Origin of the sequence: Rhodanobacter sp. AS-Z3, from assembly GCF_029224025.1 — a bacterium.
In the GTDB taxonomy this organism is placed as follows: domain Bacteria; phylum Pseudomonadota; class Gammaproteobacteria; order Xanthomonadales; family Rhodanobacteraceae; genus Rhodanobacter.
In genome coordinates this window covers 2,941,292-2,964,251 of record NZ_CP119392.1, presented here as the reverse complement: position 1 = coordinate 2,964,251, position 22,960 = coordinate 2,941,292, and the positions used below count along the sequence as shown (strand labels likewise).

Here is a 22,960-nt window from a genome sequence, read left to right as displayed (position 1 = left end):
ATTCCGTCAGCACGCACCATGCCGCTCGGCACAGGTTGCTGCGCGTATTCGGGAGCACAATCGAACGACCTCTTGCGATGGAGAAGCGTCATGCGACCAACCGTGCTTGCAGCCCTGTTCTGCCTTGCTGTCCCCGCCGCTGCTTCGGCCTACGCGCCGAATGCCCATGCAGCCGCGCCACAGGCCGTGCTGCAGAAGGCCCTGAACGATCCAGCCCGTGCGGCAGACAAGGTCGACGATAGCCGCCGCAAAATCGATCAGGTGATGCAGTTCGCCGAGGTCAAGCCTGGCCAGAGTGTGCTGGAACTGGTTCCCGGCAGCGGCTACTGGACGCGGGTGTTCAGTGGCATCGTGGGTCCCAAGGGACATGTCTACACCGTCTGGCCGACCGAGATGGGCAAGTTCGACACCGAAAGCCTGGGCAACTGGCAGAAGCTGGTGGCCACGCCGCACTACGCCAATGTCAGCATCCTGCAGCAGCCGGCGGCCAAGCTGCAGGCGCCAGCACCAGTGGACCTGGTGTTCACGGTGCAGAACTACCACGACTTCCACGATGCGTTCATGGGCCCGATGGATATGGCGGCGTTCAACCATCAAGTCTTCGACGCACTCAAGCCTGGAGGGCTGTTCGTGATTATCGATCACGTCGCGCCAGCCGGCTCCGGCTTTGCCGATACCAATACCTTGCATCGGATCGATCCGGCGGCGGTGAAACAGGAAGTGGAAGCGGCCGGCTTCGTCTTCGATGGCGAAAGCAAGGCGCTGCACAACGCGGCTGATCCACTGGATATCAAGGTGTTCGACAAGGCCATCCGTGGTCACACCGACCAGTTCATCTACCGCTTCCGCAAACCGGCGAAGTGAGCTTGCACACCTTCGGTGCTTGAGTTGCGGCGGCGCTTGGTTGCACCATCGGGGTGATTCCCGCTGCTGCAGAAAGAACTGCCGTGAGTACGAATGAGCCTGCCGCTGCGGTGTCGGACCCGGATGATCCGCCACCGCAACGCCCCGTCGAACCCGACGCTGCCGATTGTTGCGGCGAGGGCTGCGTACGCTGTGTCTACGATGTACACGACGAAGCACTGGCCCGCCATGAGGCGGCGATGGCTGCCTGGCGTGCGCGTCATCCCTCAACGTAGAAAGGAAAGCAGGCATGTGGGTAGCCATCACGCGTGACGTCAGCCCGGCACTGGGTACGTGCGAATTGTCCTTCGTCGAGCGCTCCGCGATCGATGTGACGCAGGCCATCAAACAGCATCACGCCTATCGGGAAGCACTGATGGCGCTTGGTTGCCGGGTGATTTCGTTGCCAGCCGAAGCCCAGTTGCCTGATTCGGTTTTCGTCGAGGACGCCGCGATCGTGCTGGATGAGGTTGCGGTGCTGACCCGGCCCGGCGCGTCGTCTCGTCGTGACGAGGTGGCAAGTATCGGCGCTGCGCTGAAAAGCTGGCGGCCGTTGCTGGCGATCGAGGCGCCCGGAACGATTGACGGTGGCGATGTGCTGCGGTTGGGCCGCACCCTCTACGTCGGTGAGTCGGCGCGCAGCAATGATGCGGGCATTACGCAGTTGCGCGAGTTGCTGGTAGGCCATGGCTACGCCGTAGAGGGTGTGCCGACCCACGGCTGCCTGCATCTGAAATCCGCCGTGACCCAGCTCGATGATCAGACCGTATTGTTGCAGCCGGCGTGGGTGGATCGCTCGCGCTTCGCTGACTTCCGCGTGATCGAAGTCGACCCGGCCGAGCCGCATGCGGCGAACGTGGTGCGCATCGGTGATGCGCTGCTGATGCCGGCGAGCTTCCCGCGCACGCAGCAGCGACTGCTCGATGCCGGCTTCGCGGTAACCTCTGTGGATGTGTCCGAACTGCAGAAGGCCGAAGGTGCGGTGACCTGTTGCAGTCTGGTGTTTCGCGTGGCGGATTGAGTGATGGTCATTCGCTATCGGCTCGGTCGCCCGCAGGATGCTTGTGCGATTGGCCTAGTGGCGCGCCGGGTGACGCGCCGCTGGATACTGCCGGAGCAACCAGCGAGTGCGGCACCGTCGCTTCTGTATGGCATGGGTGCACGGATCATTCGCCGCAAGATCCTCGCTGGCCAGCGCTTTCAGCTGGCGTGTGCGGATGACGGACGGGTCGTTGGTGTGGCGGCGATGCGTGATGACTCACACCTGTTCCAGTTCTTCGTCAGTACGCGCCTGCATCGCCTCGGTATCGCGCGACAGTTGTGGCAACGCACGATGCGCGACGCCGTGCGCCGCGCGGGCACCCGGCGCTTCACCTTGAATTCGTCGGCGATGGCTGTGCCGGTCTATCTGCATCTGGGCTTTGTGTGCAGCGGTCCGCCCAAGCTCAGCGACAACGGTCTGCTGACCCAGTCGATGCATCTGGATCGGCTCTGACTCACCTCGTCTCGCAGTACCTTTGACGCAAGGCTTGACCGGTTTAGTCACGGTGGTTGCAGCGGCAACTAAGAATTTTGGTCATACCGCTGCGTGCTCCGGTCGCCTATAAATCGCGCCGGGGGAGTTCTTGCCAACGCGTAGGGGTTTATCAATGTCGTGGAATAACAAGATCACCCGCAGCCTTGTGCTCGCGGGATGCGTAGCCTGTTGGTCAGCTTTGGCCACTCCGCTGCTGCCGGACCACAAAGAGTTTGACGCCTCGCTGCAGGTGCCGTTTCAGGTTGCTGCGGGCCGGGACATCGTGATGCATTTCGAATACCCCGGAGCCAACCCGGGCACGCCGGTGGCATGGCAGATCGCGCTGCTTGATCGAGATGGTCAGCTGTTGCGCGAATGGAATGGCGGTTCGGTGTTGCACACGCGCCAGGCGCAGGCCAGCGTCCGTTGGGATGGACTGGACGCGCAGCTCAAGCCGCTATCGCCGGGTTACTACACGGTGCGCTTGCGCACGATCGCGCTGGACAATGACAACGCGCGCCGGATTGGCAGCGGCCTGGCCAGTCGTGCGCTGAGCCTGGCAGCACGCCTGGCGCCCGACGCGATCACCGAACAACGCCAGCAGATCCAGGTGGGCCAGGTTGCAGCAACCGCCATGCCGCAGGTCATGACGCTGGCGCGGCAGGCAAACCTGCATACGCTTGCGGCCACCACCGGCGGCTTGCCTTACACGATCTGGTACGGCGATCTGCACAGTCAGACCAATCACAGTGACGGCGGTGGCGCGCTGGCGACCTGCCATGGCGAACAGAGTCCGCAGAGCAGTGCCTTTGGTCCGACCGACGCCTACCAGTACGCGATGGATCACGGGCTGGACATGTTGATGACGTCCGAGCACAACCACATGTTCGATGGCTCCACCGGTACCAACGCCTCGGCCAATCCCGCCACCGCGCACAACCTGTTTGCCTCGGGCTTGCAGGCAGCCACGGCGTTCCATGCCGCCCATCCCAATTTCCTCTCGATCTATGGTCAGGAGTGGGGCGTGATCAGCAACGGCGGCCACATGAACATCTTCAACGCCGATGGCCTGATCGAGTGGGAGAAAAACAGTGCCGGTCAGTTGATCGGTGATTACGAGATCGCCAAGGGCGACTATGCGTCGCTGTACACCCTGATGCGCAGCAAGAACTGGATCGGCCAGTTCAATCACCCAGCACAAAGCGGGCAGTTCAAGGTCAACGGCACCGACTTCGGTTACACCGCCGACGGTGATCAGGTCATGGTGCTGGCCGAAGTATTGAACAGTTCGGCGTTCTCGGTGAACACCACCGAGTCGGAAACGTCGCGCCCGAACTACGAGATTGCCTACAACACCATTCTCGAACGTGGGTATCACGTGGCACCGAGTTCCGATCAGGACAATCACTGCGCGAACTGGGGCGCCAGTTTCAGCAACCGTACCGGTGTGCTGATACCCAATGGCACCGCCTTGAGTCTGGACAGCTTTGTCGCGGCACTGCGCGCACGCCACGTGTTTGCCACCGAAGACAAGACCTCGCAGATCATACTGACCGCGAATGGGCACCTGATGGGTGAGCGTTTTGCCAATAGCGGACCGCTGGCATTGAACGTCAGTTACGCGAGTGCTTCGGGGCAAAGTGCCCAGTTGGTCGAGATCTTCGAGGGTGTCCCGGGACGCAACGGCACGGTGACCCTACTGACTCAGACGGCGACCACGACGTTCACTCCGACCGAAGGAGATCACTTCTATTACGCCAGAATTACCCAGGCCAACGGTCTGCGGCTGTGGTCGGCGCCGGTCTGGGTGAGCGAGGGCGCTGGCTCGGGTGACACCACCGCACCAACGGCAACTGCCAGTGAAGCCGGTAGCAGCGGCACAATCACCTTCAATGCCAGCGCCAGCGACAACATAGGCGTGACAAAGGTGGAGTTCTACGTGGATGGCGCGCTCAAGGCCACTGATAGCAACGCACCGTACAGCGCCACGCTGGACTCGACCACGCTGGCCAACGGCACGCATGTGCTGATCGTCAAGGCTTATGACGCAGCCGGCAATATCGGTAGCAGCAATTCGGTCGGCTTCAGCGTGTCCAACAGCAGTGGCGGTAGCGACACCACGGCACCGACAGTGAGTGCATCGGAAAGCGGCAGTAGCGGCAGCATCACGTTGAAGGCCGCGGCGAGCGACAACGTCGGCGTGGCGCGGGTGGAGTTCTACGTGGATGGCGCACTCAAGGGCACCGATACCAGCTCACCGTACAGCGTCACGCTGGACTCGACCACGCTCAGCAACGGCACGCATGCGCTGATGGCCAGAGCATACGACGCGGCAGGCAACGTCGGCACCAGCGGATCAGTCAACTTCAGCCTATCCAATGGCGGTGGTGGCACGACCCAGTTGATCAACAATGGCAACTTCGAAAGCGGTTCGACCAGCTGGACGCAGACCAGCGGCGTGATCACCAGCGACAGCAGCGAAGCCGCCCATGCCGGAAGCTGGAAGGCATGGCTGGATGGTTATGGCAGCAGCCACACCGACTATGTGCGCCAGGCGATCAGCATTCCCGTCGGTGTCGCGCATGCCACGCTGAGTTTCTTCCTGCATGTGGATACCGCGGAGACCGGCAGCAAGGCCTATGACACCTTGCAGGTGCAGTTGATCACCTCCACCGGCAAGACCATCAATCTGGCCAGCTATTCAAACGTCGATGCAGCGAGCGGCTTCCAGCAGCGCACGATCAATCTGGATGCCTATAAAGGACAGGCGATACAGATCAATTTCTACGGCAAGGAAGACAGTAGTCAGCAGACCTCGTTCGTGATCGACGACGTCGGGGTTGTTGCGCAGTAAGTGATGGGTGTGGCGGGAGTCACAGGATGCCTCCCGCCGCACGCGATCTCAGCGGCTACACTCGGCGGATATCAGATCCACCGCATGCAAGGAACCCGCATGAGCGATGCCGACACCCTGACACCCCGGAAGCTGCTGCGCTTTACCCAACTGCGCTGGTTGGTGCGCATCATCCGCCACCCCTCGGCCATTCTGTTGCTGGTGCAACTGGCCGGTTTGCTGCTGTATCCGTTCATCGAACAGACGCGTCCGGCGCGGGCTTTGCTCGGAGCTTTTGGCGTGGTGGTGCTTGGTCTGGCCATTTCGATGGTTCGGCGGACACCGGGTCGCGCGTGGATCAGCTTGAGCATCGCGGTGCCGGCGGTGGCGTTGAACGTGATCGACATGATCATGGACGTGCCGCTGTTGCGCCCCTGGTGGGCGGCGCTGGAAGCGGTGTTCTATTTCTATGCTGCCGGTTGCCTGATCAGCTACATGCTGGCCGACCGGCATGCCACCACGGATGAGCTGTTCGCGGCCGGGGCGACCTTCACCCTGCTCGCGTGGGCTTTCACCTTCGTGTTCGTGTTGTGCCAGACCTTGCAGCCCGGCTGCTTTTCCGCGGCGGTGAATCCGCAGGCGCCACGAACCTGGACCGAGCTGCTGTTTCTCAGCTTCGCGCTGCTTTCCAGTACCGGCATTGGCGATGTCATCCCGATCACTGTTCATACCCGCGCCGTGGCCGCGCTGGAGATGTTTGTCGGGCTGATGTACGTGGCGCTGGTGGTGTCGCGACTGATCGGTCTCAGCGTGGCGCCACTGCAACGCGACCGGCGCTGAGCGGGTTCAGGCGTGCGTGTTTTCGAAATTGCTGCGCAGATCCTTCCGGCAGCGTTCCACGGTCGAGGCAGGCAGCAGGTTGCCGCAGTCGGCTTCGACCGATTTGGGCAGGCGTGCATGCTCGCCCAGTACCTGTTCCATCGCCAGCAGGTCGGCCACGACCAGGATTTTGCCGAGTGTACTGATGGGTTTGGCGTCCTGCAGTTGCATCTCCGCCACGGCTTCGACGACGCGCGCCGGTAGCTCCCAGTGCTGTGCCGCCTGCAGTGAGAGACGCGCCGCAAGGTGGTCGCATTCGGCCAGAAACGCCGCTGAAACCGGCGCCTCGTTGAGTGGGGATGTGGTTTCCAGCAGGCGGACCACGGCGCCCGTGCCGGTGCGCGCGATGATGCCGGCCAGATAGGATTCAAACGCGTCACCGCCCGCGTTGCGGGCCAGGAACGCGCTGGCGTGGGCGCAGCGTTCGGCGTGCTCCCACAGGCGCACGCCGGCACTCTGCCCACCCGAGCCGGTATTCGCTTGCAGGATCGGTTTCATCACGTGCTGGGCAACCACCTGACGCAAGGTGTCCTGTCCCAGCAGCACCACGGCTTGTTGCAGGCTGGTGATCGGCTGCGCCGAGCGATAGAACACGCTGCTGGTGACGCGCATCACTTCGCCGATCAGCAGTGGATCGCGGGCAATCAGCTTGGCGAGTTGGGCGCCAGCGGCAGTGTCGCTGCGAAGTTCACGCAGCAATTGCGGCAAGACACTGGGCAGGCGCGGCAGGCTGCGCATGTCGAAGCGCACGCTGAGCAGGTCCAGTCGCTTGACCAGGGCAAGTTCGTTCGGAGTGAGTTCGACCAGGGAGGATTCCGGCAGATCCAGCACGAAGCGATGGAACAGTTCCTCCAGCTGGACACGACTGGCCAGCGCCTGTTCGGCAGGCGGCTCGGGCACGTCGGGCACGGGAGCGGGGCGGGGAGCCACGGCGGGAGGCGCGGCCGGCCGGGTTGCCTGCGGCGCTGCTCGCGCACGATTGCTTTGGCGGCCGAAAAGGCGCTGCCACATGCTCGCCATAAGACTCCCGTTTATTTCAGCGTTCGGCATCCGGGCTTATCGGCCACGGATGCCGAAAATTTAGCATTCGGGGCCACTAGCCCTTTTTCTTCTCGTTTTTGGCGGCCTTTTTCTCTTTCATGGTTTTCGCCGGTTTCTTCTTTTCGCTCTTCTTTGAATCCATGCCCTTGCTCATGTCGCTCTCCTGCGGGTGGTTGTTGTCGGGTGCAGTTTAGACTGTTCCGGGATCGTCGCGAATGGTCTCAGATGTGCTCGTGCGGTGCGAGATGGCGCCACTGGCCTGGCGGCAATTTCGCCAGGGGAATACGGCCAACACGCAGACACTTCATGGACAGTACGGTCAGACCGACCGCATTGCACATCGGCTCGATCTGGCTGGATGACAGCCGCTTGAACGCAAAGCGCAGGTTGTGCTCATTCTGCCAGCTGACCTTGATCGGTGGCATCGCGTAGTTGTTGAAGTGCAGGCCGTGATTGAGCAGCGCCAGCCCGTTCGGGGCCAGTTCGCCGCTGATTTCGACCACGAACTCCTGCTCGACCCGATCGATGTCCTCGATCAGCTTGCGTTTGACCCGCCAGTCCTGGGTGAACACCAGCAGCCCGCTGGCTGAGGTCGGCAGGGACAGCGGCGTTTCGAGCCGATGCAGATGGCGCTTCAATGGGCGCACGCCGGAGCTGTCTTCTGACCAATGCGTCAGCGGTGTGACCAGCGCCGAGGCTGGATTGGCCCCTGTGCCCGCGTCGTAACCGGCGGGTTTGTGCAGCACCAGGGTGGCCGCCTCGGTGGCGGTGAGCACGGCATCTGGATCGAGTTCGACCTGTTGCGTGTCGACCATGAACTGGGGTTCTTCCACCACGACACCGTCGACGCGCACCCAGCCGCCCTCGATGTATTGGTCGGCCTCGCGGCGCGAACATTGGTGCAGCGCGACGACGCGTTTGGACAGGCGGATGGCTTCAGTCATCGGGGTGCCACAGAGTGAGGTGGCAGCATTGTAGTTGCTGCAGCCGGTGGCAATTCGTCGGGGCGTCCCCACATCGTTTGTTCAACCCTTCCGGCAAGAGTACGCGATGATTCCGTTTTCCATTCTCGACCTGGCCCCGGTGACCGAGGACAGCGACGCCAGTGAGGCATTTCGCAATACGCTGGACCTGGCGCGGCTGGGCGAACGGCTGGGGTATCGGCGTTACTGGCTGGCCGAGCATCACAATATGCCGGGCATTGCCAGCGCGGCGACAGCGGTGCTGATCGGCCACGTCGCTGGTGGTACCTCGACCATTCGCGTGGGTGCGGGCGGCATCATGTTGCCGAACCATGCGCCGCTGCAGGTGGCTGAGGCGTTCGGCACGCTGGCCTCGCTGTACCCCGGCCGGATTGATCTGGGCCTGGGCAGGGCGCCGGGTACCGACCAGGCCACGGCTCGGGCCTTGCGTCGCTATTTCGACGGCGCGGAAAGCTTCCCGCACGATGTGCTGGAATTGCTTGGCTATTTCGAACCGGCGCAACCTGGCCAGCCCGTGCGTGCGGTGCCGGGCGCCGGTATCGACGTGCCGGTCTGGCTGCTGGGCTCCAGTTTGTTCAGCGCGAAACTGTCCGCGCAGTTCGGCCTGCCATTCGCGTTCGCTTCGCATTTTGCGCCGGACGCGATGGACGAGGCACTGGCGCTGTACCGGCGGGACTTCACGCCGTCCGCACGGTTGCCACAGCCGTACGCCATGCTCGGCATCAACGTGGTGGCGGCGGACAGTGACACCGAAGCGCGGCGACTGTTCACCACCCAGCAGCAGGCCTTCATCAACCTGCGGCGCGGCCGGCCGGGGTTGATTCCACCGCCCATCGACAATATCGAGGCGTATTGGACGCCACCGGAAAAGCTGATGATGGAAAGGGCGTTGGCTTGCGCGGTGGTCGGTGACGCGACATCCGTTCAGGAGGGCCTGACGGCTTTCATGGCGCGACACTGCCCGGATGAGCTGTTGATCACCACCAACGTGTTCGAACATGCGGCGCGTCGGCGTTCCTTCGAACTGGCCGCCGGGCTGATGGTAGCCGGTTGACCTGACAGTGGGGCGGTGTCGATGTGACGAACGTTCCAGGTTCCGGGGCAACCGCCGGCGATGCAATCCGTGGTTCAGTTTACCCACAGGCAGCCGCTATCGAGTGTGAGAGATCAGGTTTGCTGTGGTTGAGATGGCACCCATTCCGCGCCATCTGGTGAGCCTGAAATGGGTGGTCGAGGCCCATTCAACCGTTCTCCTGGCGGCTTGCGGCCAAAGGCATTTTCAGGTTGCATGGCTGGCAGCTGGCCGTTTTTTCGTGAAAATCGTCGCTGCTGACCGGTAGCTGGATCGTTCGAGTGAGATGCTGAAGAGGTTGGGATGCAACGATCACGTTGGGTAGCGGCGATATTGCTGGCACTGGTAGCCGGTGCTTTCTACGTTGTCGAAATTCCCTACGAGGTCCACCTTTCCGGCGTCGGTGAAAACATTCTGCTGACCCATTTGCACCTGGGTTTTCTGTTTGCGTTGGCCGTGATCTATCGTGACCGCCTGCCGCTGGCGCTGGCGGTCATGGCCAGCTATGCCAGTTGGTTGGTCAAGATGAGTTTGGTGCTTCATCTTACGTTGACCTATTACGCGTTCGGTGCAGCATCAGCTGTTCTCACGTATGTGCTGTTTGACCTTGGTTCGCGTTGGCTGCGGCGCGGTCATCACGATGATTGGCGTTTCAGCGTGGCAGATGTACCACCATTCATGCTGTTCGGTGTGGTCGTGGTGCCACTTCTTTTGACGCTGTCGACCGTCATTCTGAACCTCTGGTTTGATCCGCTGGCAACCAGACAAACGATGACCCGTGATGCGATCGAGGCGTTCTTCTCGACGGCGTTTGGCGTGATGATCCTGGGGTTGCCGCTGGTGGTTCGGCGCCTGTCTGGCGATCCGGAAGATACCGCCCTGTCGTGGCGGAAAATTCCCTGGCGGTTGCTCGGTATAGGGGTGCTACTTCCTGCTGCGCTGCTGCGTTTCGCAGGTTTGATGGGATGGAATATTGAGCTTGCCCTGGATGCCTTGCTCGATAGCCGCTTGCTGTTGGCGGCATTGCTGGTATTGGCGGTACTCGGGCTGAAACTGCGCTGGAGCATGCCACTTCTGGTGATGGTCGAATTCGTTTTCGCTGCATCGCTGGTGGACTATGCAAGTCATGCGACTCATTTGTTGGGGACGAGCGCGCTGCTGCGTATTGCCATTGAGTGCATGATGCTGGAGCTGCTGGTTCTGCTGCTGCTGCTGTATGGCCGCGAGCGCGAGGAAGCCCTGCAGCGACACGAGCAGGCCAGTCTGGTTGATCCGCTCAGTGGGCTGGCCAATCTTGCCGCTTTTCGCCGTGATTGCGAGGTAACACCGCCACGTTCCATGGGTTTTCTGCTGATTGACGGTATCGCGAAGATAAACGCTGGGGTTGGACTTCGGGCACAGGCGGCGATTCCGCGATGGCTGGCCGAGCAGGCTGCAGGCATTGCGAAGACTTACTATTTTGGCACGGGTCAGTTTTTGCTGGTCCTGAATGATGCGCAGGCTGATAGCGATGCCGCGTGGAGTCGCCTGCTTAAGCGAGCGCACGACAGTGAGTTTGTCTGGCACGAACACCGCATCAGAATGTTGTCTTACCTGGGGGTGGCGGGTACCGAGTTGCCGGGTGAGAGCCTGGATGCCCGCATTCTGCGCGCGTCCGAAGCGGCGATCGACGCGCATCTTCGCGGTGAATTGTGCATGCAACACGCCGAGCTGCAGAAAGACACTACGCCGCAGGAGCGCCACCGAAGGGTGCTTGAGCTTTCCACAACAGTGTTGTCGCGAATTCGCGATGGTGAGATCGAGTTGCATTTCCAGCCCTATGCGCCGCTGTCTTCGCGGGCGGGCGATGAAGGCGTCTCGGGTGAAATTCTTTGTCGCCTGCGCGACTCGGACGGCGAGTTGATGCTGCCTGGAAGTTTTCTCAACTCGCTGCGCAATGATCGCCGCATGGCCGAACTGGATCTGGCGGTGGTACGGCGGGTCGATCGCTGGCTGCGCGAGGAACGCGGCGCGTATTCCCCGTTCCTTGGTCACCTGTGTATCAATATTGCCGGGCAATCGCTGGCCTCGCGGGTGTTTGCGCGCGAGTTGCTGGGTTTGCTTGATCACTTCGTGGTGCCGATGAATGAACTGTGTTTCGAGGTCACCGAAACCGATGCGATCACCCACGCCGGGGAGTCGGAGCAGTTGTTTGCCGCCTTGCGCGAGCGTGGTTGCCTGATATCGATCGATGACTTCGGCGTGGGCTATCAGTCGTTCGAGCGTCTGAAACAGATTCCGGTGGACGTCATCAAGATTGATGGCAGTTTTGTCTGCGACATGATGCGCTCCCACCGCGACATGGAGTTGGTGCGTGCCACCGTGTCCGTGGCACAGGCGTTCGGGGCCCAGACGGTAGCCGAGTACGTTCAGGATGCCGCCACGGCGACAGCCCTGCGTGAGCTGGGTGTGGACTGGGCGCAGGGATTCCACATTGCGCGGCCGTTGCCGATCGGTGAGGCCATGACCCGCTGGCAAGCCGCGCGGCGTCAGCCGGAGCGCTCTGCCAGAAGGCCCGTACAGGCGGTAGTCACGGCGGCGGGCAGCAATCAGCCATAATGGGCGTTGGCATCCGAACTATCGAAGCTTTCCACGCATGAAAACCCCCAAGGGCCTGCAGGACCTGATCGACGAAGGTGTGATCGATCAGGTGTTGCGACCGCTGAAGAGCGGCAAGGAAGCCTCCGTCTACGTCGTCCGCTCAGGCGAGGATATCCGCTGCGCCAAGGTCTACAAGGACATGGCTCAGCGCAGTTTCCAGGCGCGGGTGCAATATCAGGAAGGCCGCAAGGTGCGTGGCAGCCGCCAGGCGCGCGCGATGGGCAAGGCGACCAAGTTCGGTCGAAAGGAAGCCGAGGCCGCCTGGAAGAACGCCGAGGTAGATGCGCTGTACCAGTTGACTGCTGCCGGCGTGCGAGTACCCAAGCCCTACGGTTACTTCAGTGGCGTGCTGGTGATGGAGCTGGTTACTGATGCCGACGGCTATTCCGCGCCGCGACTGGGCGAGGTGGAGTTGTCCGCCGACACGGCCCGCGACTACCACCGTTTTTTGATGCAACAGGTGGCGCGGATGCTCTGCGTGGGCCTGATCCACGGTGACCTTTCCGAATACAACGTGCTGGTCGGGCGGGATGGCCCGGTAATCATCGATTTGCCGCAAGCAGTCAGCGCCTCGGGCAACAACAACGCGCGAATGATGCTGCGGCGTGACGTGGGCAATATCAGCATCAGCCTGTCGCGCTTCGCGCCAGAGCTGCTGGACACCCATTACGGCGAGGAAATGTGGGCGCTGTTTGAACTGGGTGAGCTGCATCCGGACAGCGAACTCACCGGCCACTTCGAATTCGATGAAACCATTGCCGACGTGGACAGTGTGATGCAGTCGATCATCGACGCGCGCGAGGAAGCGATCATCCGCCAGCAGGGCCGTGAGGCGGCCGAGCAGGAAGACTGAGCCTGGCGATTTTGCAGGAGCTCACCCTGTGCGCGATGCTTTTGCGTGACGTGACGAAGAGCATCGCGCACAGGGTGCGCTCCTACGGAAGGTAGTTCAGTGCGTGCTGACGTCAACCAGCTCCACGTCAAACACCAGCGAGGCGTTCGGCGGGATGTCACCACCGGCGCCACGTGCGCCGTAGCCCAGCGCGGCGGGAATCAGCAGGGTCCGCTTGCCACCGACCTTCATGCCGGCCACGCCCTGGTCCCAACCATCGATCACGCGACCCGCACCGAGCGGGAAGTTGAACGGCGCGCCATGGTCGTAGGAGCTGTCGAACTTGGCGCCGTGCTTGTCCTTGGCGCTGTCGTCGTAGAGCCAGCCGGTGTACTGCACCAGCACGTCCATGCCGGGCTTGGCTTCGGCACCGGTGCCCACCTTGGTGTCGATGATGGTGAGCTTGTCCACCTTGCCGCTGGCATGCGCAGCGGGCGGGGTGCTGCAGGCGGCGAGGGCGAACACGGTAAGCAGGGGCAGCAACCAGCGCATGGGTGACTCCGAAAAATCTGGTGGGAATGGATAGGGATTATGCGGGAAAGCGGGTGCTCACGGGCCTGGCGCGGCTCAGCTCACCAGTTCGGCGGCAAGCATGCGCTTGACCGGTTCAACCGCCGCCGCATCGGCATCATTCATCAATTGCAGTTGGCCGTCCTGGATCAGCGCCTGCAGGCGCATGCCACGCTGCAGCAGCGCCACCAGTTCGGCCACGGTGGCGTGCGGAATATCGAGCACGGTCAGATTCTTGTTGCGGGCCAGTGCGCTGGCATTTTTGTTCCACCAGATCTCCGCCGTGTTGCCGCCGTAGTTGATCACCACCACCTGGCGCGAACGACCGCAGGCCTTGCGGATACGCGTTTCATCGGGCTGGCCCACCTCGATCCACAGCTCGATCTCGTCGGTATACGCCTTGCGCCACAGCGCCGGTTCGTCCTCGTCGCTGATGCCCTTGCCGAACTCCAGCCGGTCTTCCGCGTACAGCGCGAACGCGAGCAGGCGCACCATCAGCCGCTCCTCGGTTTCCGACGGGTGCCGGGCCAGCGTCAGTGCATGGGTCGCGTAGTAATGCCGATCCATGTCGCTGATCTGCAGTTCGACCTTGTAGATGGTGGAGTTGAGTGCCATGAGAGTGCCTGCGGACGACAACCCACCATTCTACGCGCTGGCGCCGCTGGGCAGGCAGCCGGCTAGACTGCCGGCCTGATGAACAAACCTGCCACCCCCGCTTTTGTTCCAGACAGCGACGCCAGCACCGTGCATCTGCCGGCCGGTCACTGGGTCAGCGTGCTGGATGCCCTGAGCGACCATTTCGCCACGGTCAGTCGCACGCAATGGCTGGACCGGATCGCGCGTGGTCGCGTGCTGGATGGAGAGGGCGTGCCGATCAGCGTGCAGACGCCATATCGCGCGGGCATGCGTATCCACTACCACCGCGAGGTGGCTGAGGAGTTGCCGATTCCGTTCACCGAGACGGTGCTGCATGTGGATGAGCACCTGGTGGTGGTCGACAAGCCGCACTTCCTGCCGGTCACCCCTGCCGGTGGTTTCGTCGAGCAGACCTTGCTGCGCCGGTTGATCCGCCGGCTGGACAACCCGCAACTGGTGCCGCTGCACCGGATTGATCGGCTTACCGCGGGACTGGTGTTGTTCTCCGCGAATCCGGCCAGTCGTGGTGCGTATCAGGCGTTGTTCCGCGAGCGGCGCATCGACAAGCGTTACGAGGCGCTGGCGCCGCCGCTGGCGCAACTGACGTTCCCGCTGCTGCGTCGGTCGCGGATCGTTGCTGGCGAGCCGTTCTTCCGCATGTGCGAGGTTGATGGGGAGCCGAACAGCGAAACGCGCATCGAAGTGCTCGATCGCGGTGCCGAGTTGTGGCGTTATGCGCTGCACCCGGTTACCGGGAAAAAGCATCAGTTGCGCGTGCACATGGCGGCATTGGGCGCGCCGATCATGGGCGATTCCTGCTATCCACAACTCGCGGTGGCAGCACCGGAGGATTTTGCCCATCCGTTGCAATTGCTGGCGCGTGGCCTGACGTTCGTCGATCCGCTGTCGCGGATGCCACGGAACTTCGAAAGCCGGCTCGTGTTGCGCTGACGGCTGGGTGCGGTACGGGTTGGCTGCCTGGCATGGGAATGTTTCGGATAACGCCTGGCGACCTATCCACGCTATCTTCCACCGCAGCATCCAACCGGGGGAGAGCCATCAGTGAGTGCAAAACCAGCATCCGTCAGTGAGCCACGCACCGAGTTGACCGTGCGCGGGCTGATCATCGGCATCGTGATCACCCTGGTGTTCACTGCCGCCAACGTGTTCTTCGGCCTCAAGGCCGGCCTGACCTTCGCCACCTCGATTCCGGCGGCGGTGATTTCGATGGCGATCCTGCGCAACTTCAGGAATTCGACCATCCAGGAAAACAATATCGTGCAGACGATTGCGTCGTCGGCGGGCACGCTGTCGGCGATCATCTTCGTGTTGCCCGGCCTGGTCATGGTCGGCTGGTGGACCGGCTTTCCGTTCTGGATCACCTTTGGCATCTGCGCCACCGGCGGCATCCTGGGCGTGATGTACACCATCCCGCTGCGCCGGGCGCTGGTGACTGATTCGGACCTGCCGTATCCCGAAGGCGTCGCCTGCGCCGAGGTACTGAAGGTTGGCGGCGGTGAGGGCGCGGAATCCAAGTCCGAAGAAAGCACTCGCGCCGGATTGCTGGCCGTGCTGGGCGGTTCGGTGGTGTCGGCCTTGTTCGCCATTGTCGTGGCCACGCGTGTGTTCGGCAGTGACGTGGCCCAGTATTTTCGTCTGGGTGATCGCGGCTCGGCGACCGGCTACGACTTCAACCTTTCGTTTGCGCTGCTGGCGGTCGGTCACCTGGTCGGCTTGTGGGTCGGTCTTGCCATGTTGTTCGGTGCGGTGATTGCCTGGGGTTGGGCGGTGCCGCATTACACCGCGTTGCTGGGCGCGGCTGGCGCAGCAGCAGATATTGCACAGGCGGCGTGGAGCACCAAGGTCCGCTTCATCGGTGCGGGCACCATTGGTGTGGCAGCCATCTGGACGCTGGCCAAGCTGGTCAAGCCGGTGATCGGCGGACTGGCCGCAGCGATGGCCTCGTCGCGTGCGCGTAAATCCGGCCAGGGTGCCAGCCTGCCGCGCACCGAGCTGGACATGCCGATCGGCATTGTCGGCCTGATCAGTCTGTTGTGCCTGCTGCCGATTGCCTGGCTGCTCGGGGATTTCGCTCGCGATACCGGGCTGGGCGACCACCTGGCCTTGCTGCTGGTGGGCGGCTTGATATTCGTGGTGGTGATGGGCTTTCTGGTCTCCGCCGTGTGCGGTTACATGGCCGGCCTGATCGGCTCGTCCAACAGTCCATTGTCCGGCGTGGGCATTCTGGTGGTGATCGTCGCCGCGCTGTTGCTGGTCGCCGGCGTGCAGTCGCAATTGCCGGTCAGCGCGGGCAAGGGGCTGGTGGCATTCGCGTTGTTCGCCACTTCGATCGTGTTCTCGGTAGCCACCATCGCCAACAACAATCTGCAGGACCTGAAGACCGGCCAGCTGGTCGATGCCACGCCGTGGAAGCAGCAGGTGGCGCTGGTGGCCGGCGTGCTGGTGGGTGCAGCGGTGATTCCGCCGGTGCTGGATCTGGTCAACCAGGCGTATGGCTTTGCCGGCATGCCTGGCGCTGGCCCACGTGCATTGGCCGCACCACAAGCCGGGCTGATTTCAGCGCTGGCGCAGGGCGTGATCCAGGGCAATATCGACTGGAGCCTGATCATCCTGGGCGGCGCGATCGGCGTGGTGTTGATCATCATCGACGCTGCACTTGGCCGCGGCAGCAAGTCCGCATCGTTGCCGCCGCTGGCGGTGGGCCTGGGCATTTACCTGCCGACCTCGACTACGCTGATGGTGGTGGTTGGCGCGATCGTCGGCTGGTACTTCGACAAGCGTGCAGAGCTGGCACGCGATCCGGCAGCGACCAAGCAGCTGGGTGTGCTGCTGGCCTCGGGCATGATCGTCGGTGAAAGCATCATCGGCGTGGTGATCGCCGCGATCGTGGTGTTCTCCGGCAAGGATGCGCCGCTGGCCCTGGTTGGTCCGGGCTTTGGCACCGCAGCGATCTGGCTCGGTGGCCTTGCCTTCGTGTTGGTCAATACCGGTTTGTATCTGTGGGTGGCGCGGATGGGTCGTCGCTCGGCTGCCTGAAGGTTGCCGCGATGAACGGCTGCATGGCCGTTCATCGCAAGTCACCAGACTGGCTCTAAACTGGGTGATCCCAGTGGAGTTCTGCGCCGCGTGCAGCAAGAAGAAGTTGAAGCCGCTCTGACCGCGGAGCAGGCATTGGAGCCACCGAGCCAGCGTGCCGTGCTGTTGCGCAGGATGGCGGGGCCGCTGCTGTCGGTAGCCATGTTGTGCCTGGCGTTGTGGGCGCTGCACTTGCTGGCGCGCGACGTGAACTATCATCAGGTGCGGCGCTACGTGCAGGGTATCTCGCATGTACGGCTGGGTCTGGCTGCGCTGTTCACCTTGCTCGGCTTTGCGGTGATGACGTTGTACGACCGCTTTGCGCTGGCGTCGATCGAGCGGCCGTTGCCATGGCGCCGAGTGAGCCTGATTTCCTTTGTCAGTTATGCCTTCAGCAATGCCATCGGCATGTCCTTGCTGGTGTCCGGATCAATCCGTTACCGGTTTTATATCCAGAACGGCTTGTCCACCACCGAAGTGGCAAAGGTGGTGCTGTTCTGCACGCTCAGTTTCTGGCTGGGCCTGCTGGCGCTGACCGGGGTGACCCTGCTGCTGGTGCCGTTGCCGCCGGCGTTGCCGCTGGCCAGCTTCAGCTTTTCGCTGGGCCTGCTGCTGACCCTGATTCCGTTGGCGTGGATCGTTGCCGGTGGCCTGCTGCGTCGACCGTTGCAGATCGGTCGCTGGCAGTTGCGGCTGCCGTCGTTCATGGTGGCGTTGCGACAGGTGCTGGTCGGCGCGCTCGACTGGGGTCTGGCCGCCGCCGTGCTGTATGTGCTGATGCCGGATCAGCTCGACAGTGGCTTCGCCCACTTCCTGGCGATCTTCGTGATCGCGCAGATCGCCGGCCTGATCAGTCATGTTCCCGGTGGGCTGGGCGTCTTCGAAGCGCTGATGCTGGCCGGCTTCGGTGCCACCGGCAATCCGGCGCTGACCGCGCCGATCCTGGGTGCGCTGGCTGCATTCCGGGTGATTTACTACCTGTTGCCGCTGTGTTCGGCCACGGTGCTGGTGTTGCAGCGCGAGGCGCGTGGCCTCAGGCAAAAGTCGTTGTGGTCGCCGTGGTTCATGGGCTTGCTGCCGGCCTTCTTTGCCGGGTTGACCCTGGTCTCGGGTGCGGTGCTGCTGTTTTCCGGAGCCACCCACGCATTGCCGGCGCGCATGGCCGTGCTGCGGGAGGTGCTGCCGTTGACGGTGCTTGAGGTTTCGCACTTGCTGGCCAGTGTCATCGGCATGCTGTTGCTGATCCTTGCACGCGGGCTGCAACGCAGGCTGGACGCGGCCTATTGGCTGACCCTGATCCTGCTTGTCGCGGGTGCGCTGTTTTCGTTGTTGAAAGGCATCGATTACGAGGAAGCCACCCTGCTGGTGTTGCTGGCAATGGCGTTGGCGCCGGCACGCCGACTGTTCTATCGACGGGCTTCCTTGTTCAGCACCAGCTTCTCGCTGGGCTGGGTGTTGGCAATCGTTGCCGTGCTTGGCTGCGCGGGGTGGCTGGCGGTGTTCAGCTATCGGCACGTCGATTACAGCGCCGACCTGTGGTGGCAGTTCAGCTTCAACCACGGCGCGGCACCGCGCGCTGCGCGGGCGTTGGTTGCTGCGGCCGCCACCGGCATGCTGTTCGCGCTGGCCAGCCTGATCCGCCCAATGAAGCTGCATCGGGAAGCGCCGAGCGAGGCGGAACTGCAACTGGCGTTGCCGTTGATCAAGCAGTTTCCCTCCGCACAGGCACATCTGGCGCTGGTGGGCGACAAGAGTCTGTTGTTCGATGCCGCACACAAGGCGTTCGTGATGTACGACATCGCCGGCCGCAGCTGGGTGGCCATGGGCGATCCGGTGGGCAGCGATGAGGATGCCCGCCGCGAGCTGGTGTGGGGTTTCCTGGAGCAATGCGAACACGCTGGCGGCTGGCCGGTGTTCTATCAGGTGACCCCGGCGGACCTGGACATGTATCTGGAAGTCGGTCTGACCCTGTTGAAGGTGGGCGAAGAGGCGCGCGTACGGCTGGCCGATTTCAACCTCGACGGCAAGTCGCGCAAAGTGTTGCGCAATACGGTGAACAAGCTGACCCGAGACGGCCTGCGGCTGGAGATCCTGCCGGCTGCCGCTGTGGCGCCGCTGCTGCCGCAACTGAAAGCGGTCTCCGATGCCTGGCTGAAAGGCAAAAATGTGCGCGAGAAGCGCTTCTCGCTGGGTGCGTTCGATCCGGAGTATCTGCAGCGCACGCCGATGGCGGTGGTCTGGCAGGACGGGAAAATGGTGGCGTTCGCCAATCTGTTCCTGACCGAGTTCAAGCAGGAGGCCTCGGTGGATTTGATGCGGCATCTACCGGAGGGCCCGGCCGGGATCATGGATTATCTGTTCGTTGAACTGATGCAGTGGGCACGCGCCGAAGGCTATACGTGGTTCAACCTCGGCATGGCACCGCTGGCCGGGTTGCACAACCGACGCCAGGCACCGCTGTGGAATCGCTTCGGCGCGCTGGTGTTCGGTCGCGGCGGACGCTTCTACAATTTCCGCGGGCTGCAGCACTACAAGCAAAAGTTCGGCCCGGTCTGGGAGCCACGTTACATCGCCGTGCCCCGCGGCATTGCCTTGCCGATGATCCTGACCAATGTTGCCAGCCTGATTTCCGGCGGGCTTTCCGGAGTGGTGCGCCGATGACACGCAGGAGTCGAATCATGCTGGCTGTGGTGGGTGCAAGCGTGCTGGGTGCGGTGATGATGTGGCATCCGTGGTCACGCGTCAGTCTGGAAAAGGCCACCGTGGTGTTGCCGGTGGCGGCCATCAGCACGGCGCCGCCGGCGGGCCGGGATGACGTCATGGCGATCATCTATTCCGGTGACGGAGGCTGGGCCGACCTGGATCGGCGCCTGGGCATCGCCTTCATCGATCGCGGCATTCCGGTGCTGGGCGTCAACACGTTCAAGTATTACTGGCACGAGCGCACGCCGGAGCAGTCGGCGCACGAGCTAGATGCGCTGATGACGAAGTATCTCGGCGCCTGGGGCAAGCAGCGCATCTGGCTGGTTGGGTTTTCCTTCGGTGCCGATGTGCTGCCAACCATCGTGGCCAGGCTCAGCCCGGCCAATCGTGCGCGCATCACCCAGTTGGTCTTGCTGTCACCCAGTCGCGACGTGACCTTCGAGATCGAGCTGGAGGGTTACATGATCAAGCAGGGCTGGTTCAAGGAACATCTCAAGAAGGTCCTGCAGCACATCAACCCGATCCAGCACTACGACGCCTTGCCGCCGCTGCAGGCGTTGCAGGGCCAGCCGCCGGTGGTCTGCTATTACGGCCTGGACGACGCCGACGACAGCGTCTGCGACCAGTCGGGCGTGCCAGCGTGGGTGACGGTGCATGCCAAGAAGGGTGATCATCATTTCGATGGCGGCTATCAGCCACTGACGAACCAGCTGCTGGACGAGTTGCCGGCTGCCGCGCATTGAAGCGTCGCCGCGGTGTTGCTTCGCGCGGCCACGTACAATGGCCATCCCGATTCTGTGCTGAAGATATGACGTGACTGCCAGCGTATTTGCGGCCGCGCCCGATGCGGCGTTGGCCGCCCTGTTCGTTCCGTTCGAGACGCGTGACCTCAGCTTGCCGGTTGCTGGCAAGGTGCTGTTTCTGCGCGCTCGTGCTGGCGTGCGCCTGCGTGAGATGGCGCAGCCAGGCTGGCTGTGCGAGCAAAGCTTCCTTCCATTTGCCGATGAGCTTGGTCGAAACGGCATGCGCGTAGGCGAGCCGGCCAGTGGCGAGAAGTTTGCGCTGGTGCTGCTGCTGCCGCCGCGTCAGCGTGACGAGGCACGTGCGTTGTTCGCCCGCGCCTTGACGCATTTGCAGCCCGGAGGCTGCGTGCTGGCGGCGATGCCGAATACCGAGGGTGCGAAGTCGGGCGAGGCGGATCTGGCGAAACTCGCCACGACCGTGCAGCACCTGTCCAAGCATAAATGCCGGGTGTTCTGGAGCACGCCGGCAGCGAACGACATCGACCAGCCACTGTTGGCCGACTGGCTGGGGCTCGATGCGCCACGCGAAATTGTCTATGGCTATGTCAGCCGTCCCGGATTGTTCGCTTGGGACCGCATTGATCGCGCCTCGGCCTTGCTGGCCGAGCACTTGCCAGATGATCTGCATGGCAGCGTGGCGGATCTCGGTGCCGGCTACGGTTATCTCGCCAGCCAGTTGATGGCGCGTTGCCCGCGCGTGCAGGCCATTGATCTATACGAAGCCGAAGCCCGTGCACTGGAACCGGCACGGCGAAATCTGGCCCGGGCGAAACAGCAGTCCGGGCGTGAGGTGGCGATTTCGGTGCACTGGCATGACGTCACTCGCGGACTGGCGCAGCGTTATGACGTCATTGTCAGCAACCCGCCGTTTCATCAGGGGCGTGCCGACCTGCCCGAACTCGGTCGCGCGTTCATCGTCAGCGCCGCCGAGGCGCTGCAGCCCAATGGTCGCCTGCTGCTCGTGGCCAATCGGCATTTGCCTTACGAAGCGGTGCTTGGCGCGCGTTTTCATTTAGTACGCACGCTGATCGTGCAGGATGGGTTCAAAGTGATCGAAGCAACAGGGGTGCGTGGATGAAACTGGTCAAGCTGATTGCGAATCTTGGCTATGGCAGCCGCAAGGATGTCACTGCCTTGTTTCGTTCGGGCCGCATCACCGATGGCGCTGGCGACGTGCTGTACACCGACGACGTGGTGCCGCTTGACACGATTCGCGTCGACGACGAGCCGCTGGACCCACCAGCAGGTCTGGTGCTGATGATGAATAAGCCGCTGGGCATCACCTGCTCGCGCAAGGACCCGGGCCGCGTCGTCTACGATCTGCTGCCGCCGCGTTACAGCGTGCGCTCACCGGCGATGTCCAGCGTCGGTCGACTTGATCGCGACACCACTGGATTGCTGCTGTTCACCGATGATGGTGCGTTGTTGCACCGGATCATTTCGCCGAAGACCCAGGTGACCAAAGTCTACGAGGCCACGCTGGCGCAGGATTTGCGCGGCGACGAAGGTGAGCTGTTTGCCAGCGGCACGATGATGCTGGAATCGGAAAAGGAGCCGCTGGCGCCGGCTGAGCTGGAAGTGCTCGGCCCGCGTCATGCGCGGCTCAGTGTCACCGAAGGCCGTTACCACCAGGTACGCCGCATGTTCGCCGCCACCGGCAACAACGTGGAGACCTTGCGCCGGGTTTCAGTTGGTGGGCTGGTGCTGGGCGATTTGCCGCTGGGCGAATGGCGCCCGCTGGATGCCAGCGAAGTCGCACTGATTTTCGCGGCTTAGGGCGGCACTGCACGCCGCTTTGCAGCAGGTCGTGGCGAAAAGCCGGCGCGCAGTGCCTGCCCAACGACGAGCTGCAGCGTGCGCCATGACCCCTAACTCAACTTCGTCCCGTAGGGCGGACACTGCCCGCCGGAGCGCGATGGGAGACGTGATGGTCCTGCGGTTACAGCACATGCACCGCGGTGGGGATGCTCGCGCCAAACCATTTGTGCCGTTCGTCGCGGCAGCTCGGGCTGCCCATCGCGAACTTGCGGCAGATGGTCGGGCGCTCGTCGTAAATGGTGCAGCCGAAGGTCTTGGGGTCGATGGCGGCGCACCAGCCGTCTTCGCCCTTGGCCAGGGTTTCCATGCCGTATTCATTGCGCTCGATCAACCAGGTGGGCACCCGGTCTTCGGGCATCAGCACCACGGTGAGGCGGCAGCACACGGCTTCGCAGGTATTGCAATGCACGCGGGGGTCGACGCTTTCGGCGTAGGGGTCGTCGGGTTGCGTGCTGAGGTCAGTCATGCGTCAGCGTGACAGCCATCCGATGAACAGGATGTTGAGGCATCGGCTTCGGTACGATTTTGCGTCCCACATCTCACATCCCGCATTCAGTGCAGGGAACTTTCGGAGCCAGCTCAGTCGCACTTTTTCTGCAAGCCAGCTGCAACAAAACGGTCAAATCAGCTCCCTA

20 protein-coding genes are annotated in these 22,960 nt (G+C 62.8%); 15 read left to right on the top strand and 5 right to left on the bottom strand.

Features of this window, described 5'->3' with window-relative positions; translation table 11 throughout:
* Positions 1–90: 90 nt before the first annotated feature.
* From PY254_RS13225 to PY254_RS13200, 6 genes are all read left to right on the top strand, one after another.
* Entirely contained in the window at positions 91–864 is a 774-nt protein-coding gene (locus PY254_RS13225; RefSeq protein WP_281012509.1) for a class I SAM-dependent methyltransferase, read from the top strand.
* A gap of 83 nt (positions 865–947) precedes the next feature.
* A complete protein-coding gene (locus PY254_RS13220) occupies positions 948–1,139 on the top strand; it encodes an oxidoreductase-like domain-containing protein (protein WP_281012508.1) in 192 nt (63 codons plus the stop codon).
* 14 nt (positions 1,140–1,153) lie between these two features.
* The gene (locus tag PY254_RS13215; RefSeq protein WP_281012507.1) at positions 1,154–1,924 is read left to right on the top strand and encodes a dimethylarginine dimethylaminohydrolase family protein; all 771 of its coding nucleotides are present in this window, start codon (positions 1,154–1,156) and stop codon (positions 1,922–1,924) included.
* Between the two features lie 3 nt (positions 1,925–1,927).
* Positions 1,928–2,398: a GNAT family N-acetyltransferase gene (locus tag PY254_RS13210; protein ID WP_281012506.1), complete on the top strand. Its 471-nt coding sequence runs from the start codon at positions 1,928–1,930 to the stop codon at positions 2,396–2,398.
* Between the two features lie 307 nt (positions 2,399–2,705).
* On the top strand, positions 2,706–5,273 hold the full coding sequence (locus PY254_RS13205) for an Ig-like domain-containing protein (RefSeq protein ID WP_281012505.1): 2,568 nt from the start codon (positions 2,706–2,708) through the stop codon (positions 5,271–5,273).
* Between the two features lie 99 nt (positions 5,274–5,372).
* Entirely contained in the window at positions 5,373–6,092 is a 720-nt protein-coding gene (locus PY254_RS13200) for an ion channel (RefSeq protein ID WP_281012504.1), read from the top strand.
* A 6-nt stretch (positions 6,093–6,098) separates the two neighbouring features.
* Here PY254_RS13200 and PY254_RS13195 read toward each other — a convergent pair whose 3' ends face one another.
* Both PY254_RS13195 and PY254_RS13190 read right to left on the bottom strand, forming a co-directional pair.
* Complete coding sequence (locus PY254_RS13195; RefSeq protein ID WP_281012503.1) at positions 6,099–7,031, bottom strand: HDOD domain-containing protein; 933 nt, start codon at positions 7,029–7,031, stop codon at positions 6,099–6,101.
* A 362-nt stretch (positions 7,032–7,393) separates the two neighbouring features.
* Positions 7,394–8,116, bottom strand: coding sequence for an rRNA pseudouridine synthase (locus PY254_RS13190; protein ID WP_281012502.1), 723 nt, complete (start codon positions 8,114–8,116; stop codon positions 7,394–7,396).
* Positions 8,117–8,222: 106 nt separating this feature from the next.
* On the opposite strand from PY254_RS13190, the gene PY254_RS13185 reads away from it, so the two are divergent.
* The 3 genes from PY254_RS13185 to PY254_RS13175 all read left to right on the top strand — a co-directional run bounded on the left by PY254_RS13185 (position 8,223) and on the right by PY254_RS13175 (position 12,720).
* Positions 8,223–9,209: an LLM class flavin-dependent oxidoreductase gene (locus tag PY254_RS13185; protein WP_281012501.1), complete on the top strand. Its 987-nt coding sequence runs from the start codon at positions 8,223–8,225 to the stop codon at positions 9,207–9,209.
* 321 nt (positions 9,210–9,530) lie between these two features.
* Positions 9,531–11,825, top strand: a complete 2,295-nt coding sequence (locus tag PY254_RS13180) for an EAL domain-containing protein (RefSeq protein WP_281012500.1) — start codon at positions 9,531–9,533, stop codon at positions 11,823–11,825.
* Positions 11,826–11,862: 37 nt separating this feature from the next.
* The gene (locus PY254_RS13175) at positions 11,863–12,720 is read left to right on the top strand and encodes a PA4780 family RIO1-like protein kinase (protein ID WP_281012499.1); all 858 of its coding nucleotides are present in this window, start codon (positions 11,863–11,865) and stop codon (positions 12,718–12,720) included.
* Between the two features lie 96 nt (positions 12,721–12,816).
* Here PY254_RS13175 and PY254_RS13170 read toward each other — a convergent pair whose 3' ends face one another.
* Entirely contained in the window at positions 12,817–13,251 is a 435-nt protein-coding gene (locus PY254_RS13170) for an FKBP-type peptidyl-prolyl cis-trans isomerase (protein ID WP_281012498.1), read from the bottom strand.
* A gap of 75 nt (positions 13,252–13,326) precedes the next feature.
* A complete protein-coding gene (locus tag PY254_RS13165; protein ID WP_281012497.1) occupies positions 13,327–13,884 on the bottom strand; it encodes a YaeQ family protein in 558 nt (185 codons plus the stop codon).
* Between the two features lie 78 nt (positions 13,885–13,962).
* Between PY254_RS13165 and PY254_RS13160 the strand changes: the two genes are divergently transcribed.
* The 6 genes from PY254_RS13160 (at position 13,963) to PY254_RS13135 (ending at position 22,283) form a co-directional block, all read left to right on the top strand.
* Positions 13,963–14,856, top strand: coding sequence for a pseudouridine synthase (locus PY254_RS13160; protein WP_281012496.1), 894 nt, complete (start codon positions 13,963–13,965; stop codon positions 14,854–14,856).
* A 111-nt stretch (positions 14,857–14,967) separates the two neighbouring features.
* Positions 14,968–16,962 carry an OPT family oligopeptide transporter gene (locus PY254_RS13155; protein ID WP_281012495.1) on the top strand — a complete coding sequence of 665 codons (1,995 nt, stop codon included), beginning with the start codon at positions 14,968–14,970 and terminating at the stop codon, positions 16,960–16,962.
* A 90-nt stretch (positions 16,963–17,052) separates the two neighbouring features.
* The gene (mprF, locus tag PY254_RS13150; RefSeq protein ID WP_281012494.1) at positions 17,053–19,662 is read left to right on the top strand and encodes a bifunctional lysylphosphatidylglycerol flippase/synthetase MprF; all 2,610 of its coding nucleotides are present in this window, start codon (positions 17,053–17,055) and stop codon (positions 19,660–19,662) included.
* A 17-nt stretch (positions 19,663–19,679) separates the two neighbouring features.
* Entirely contained in the window at positions 19,680–20,447 is a 768-nt protein-coding gene (locus PY254_RS13145; RefSeq protein WP_281012493.1) for an AcvB/VirJ family lysyl-phosphatidylglycerol hydrolase, read from the top strand.
* Between the two features lie 70 nt (positions 20,448–20,517).
* The gene (locus PY254_RS13140) at positions 20,518–21,585 is read left to right on the top strand and encodes a class I SAM-dependent methyltransferase (RefSeq protein WP_281012492.1); all 1,068 of its coding nucleotides are present in this window, start codon (positions 20,518–20,520) and stop codon (positions 21,583–21,585) included.
* Positions 21,582–22,283 (top strand): pseudouridine synthase, encoded by a 702-nt coding sequence (locus PY254_RS13135; RefSeq protein WP_281012491.1) that lies wholly within the window; start codon positions 21,582–21,584, stop codon positions 22,281–22,283. The genes PY254_RS13140 and PY254_RS13135 overlap by 4 nt, the downstream gene beginning before the upstream one ends.
* 163 nt (positions 22,284–22,446) lie before the next feature.
* Here the strand turns inward: PY254_RS13135 and PY254_RS13130 are convergent, their stop codons facing one another.
* Positions 22,447–22,791 carry a YkgJ family cysteine cluster protein gene (locus PY254_RS13130; RefSeq protein ID WP_281012490.1) on the bottom strand — a complete coding sequence of 115 codons (345 nt, stop codon included), beginning with the start codon at positions 22,789–22,791 and terminating at the stop codon, positions 22,447–22,449.
* Positions 22,792–22,960: the final 169 nt, after the last annotated feature.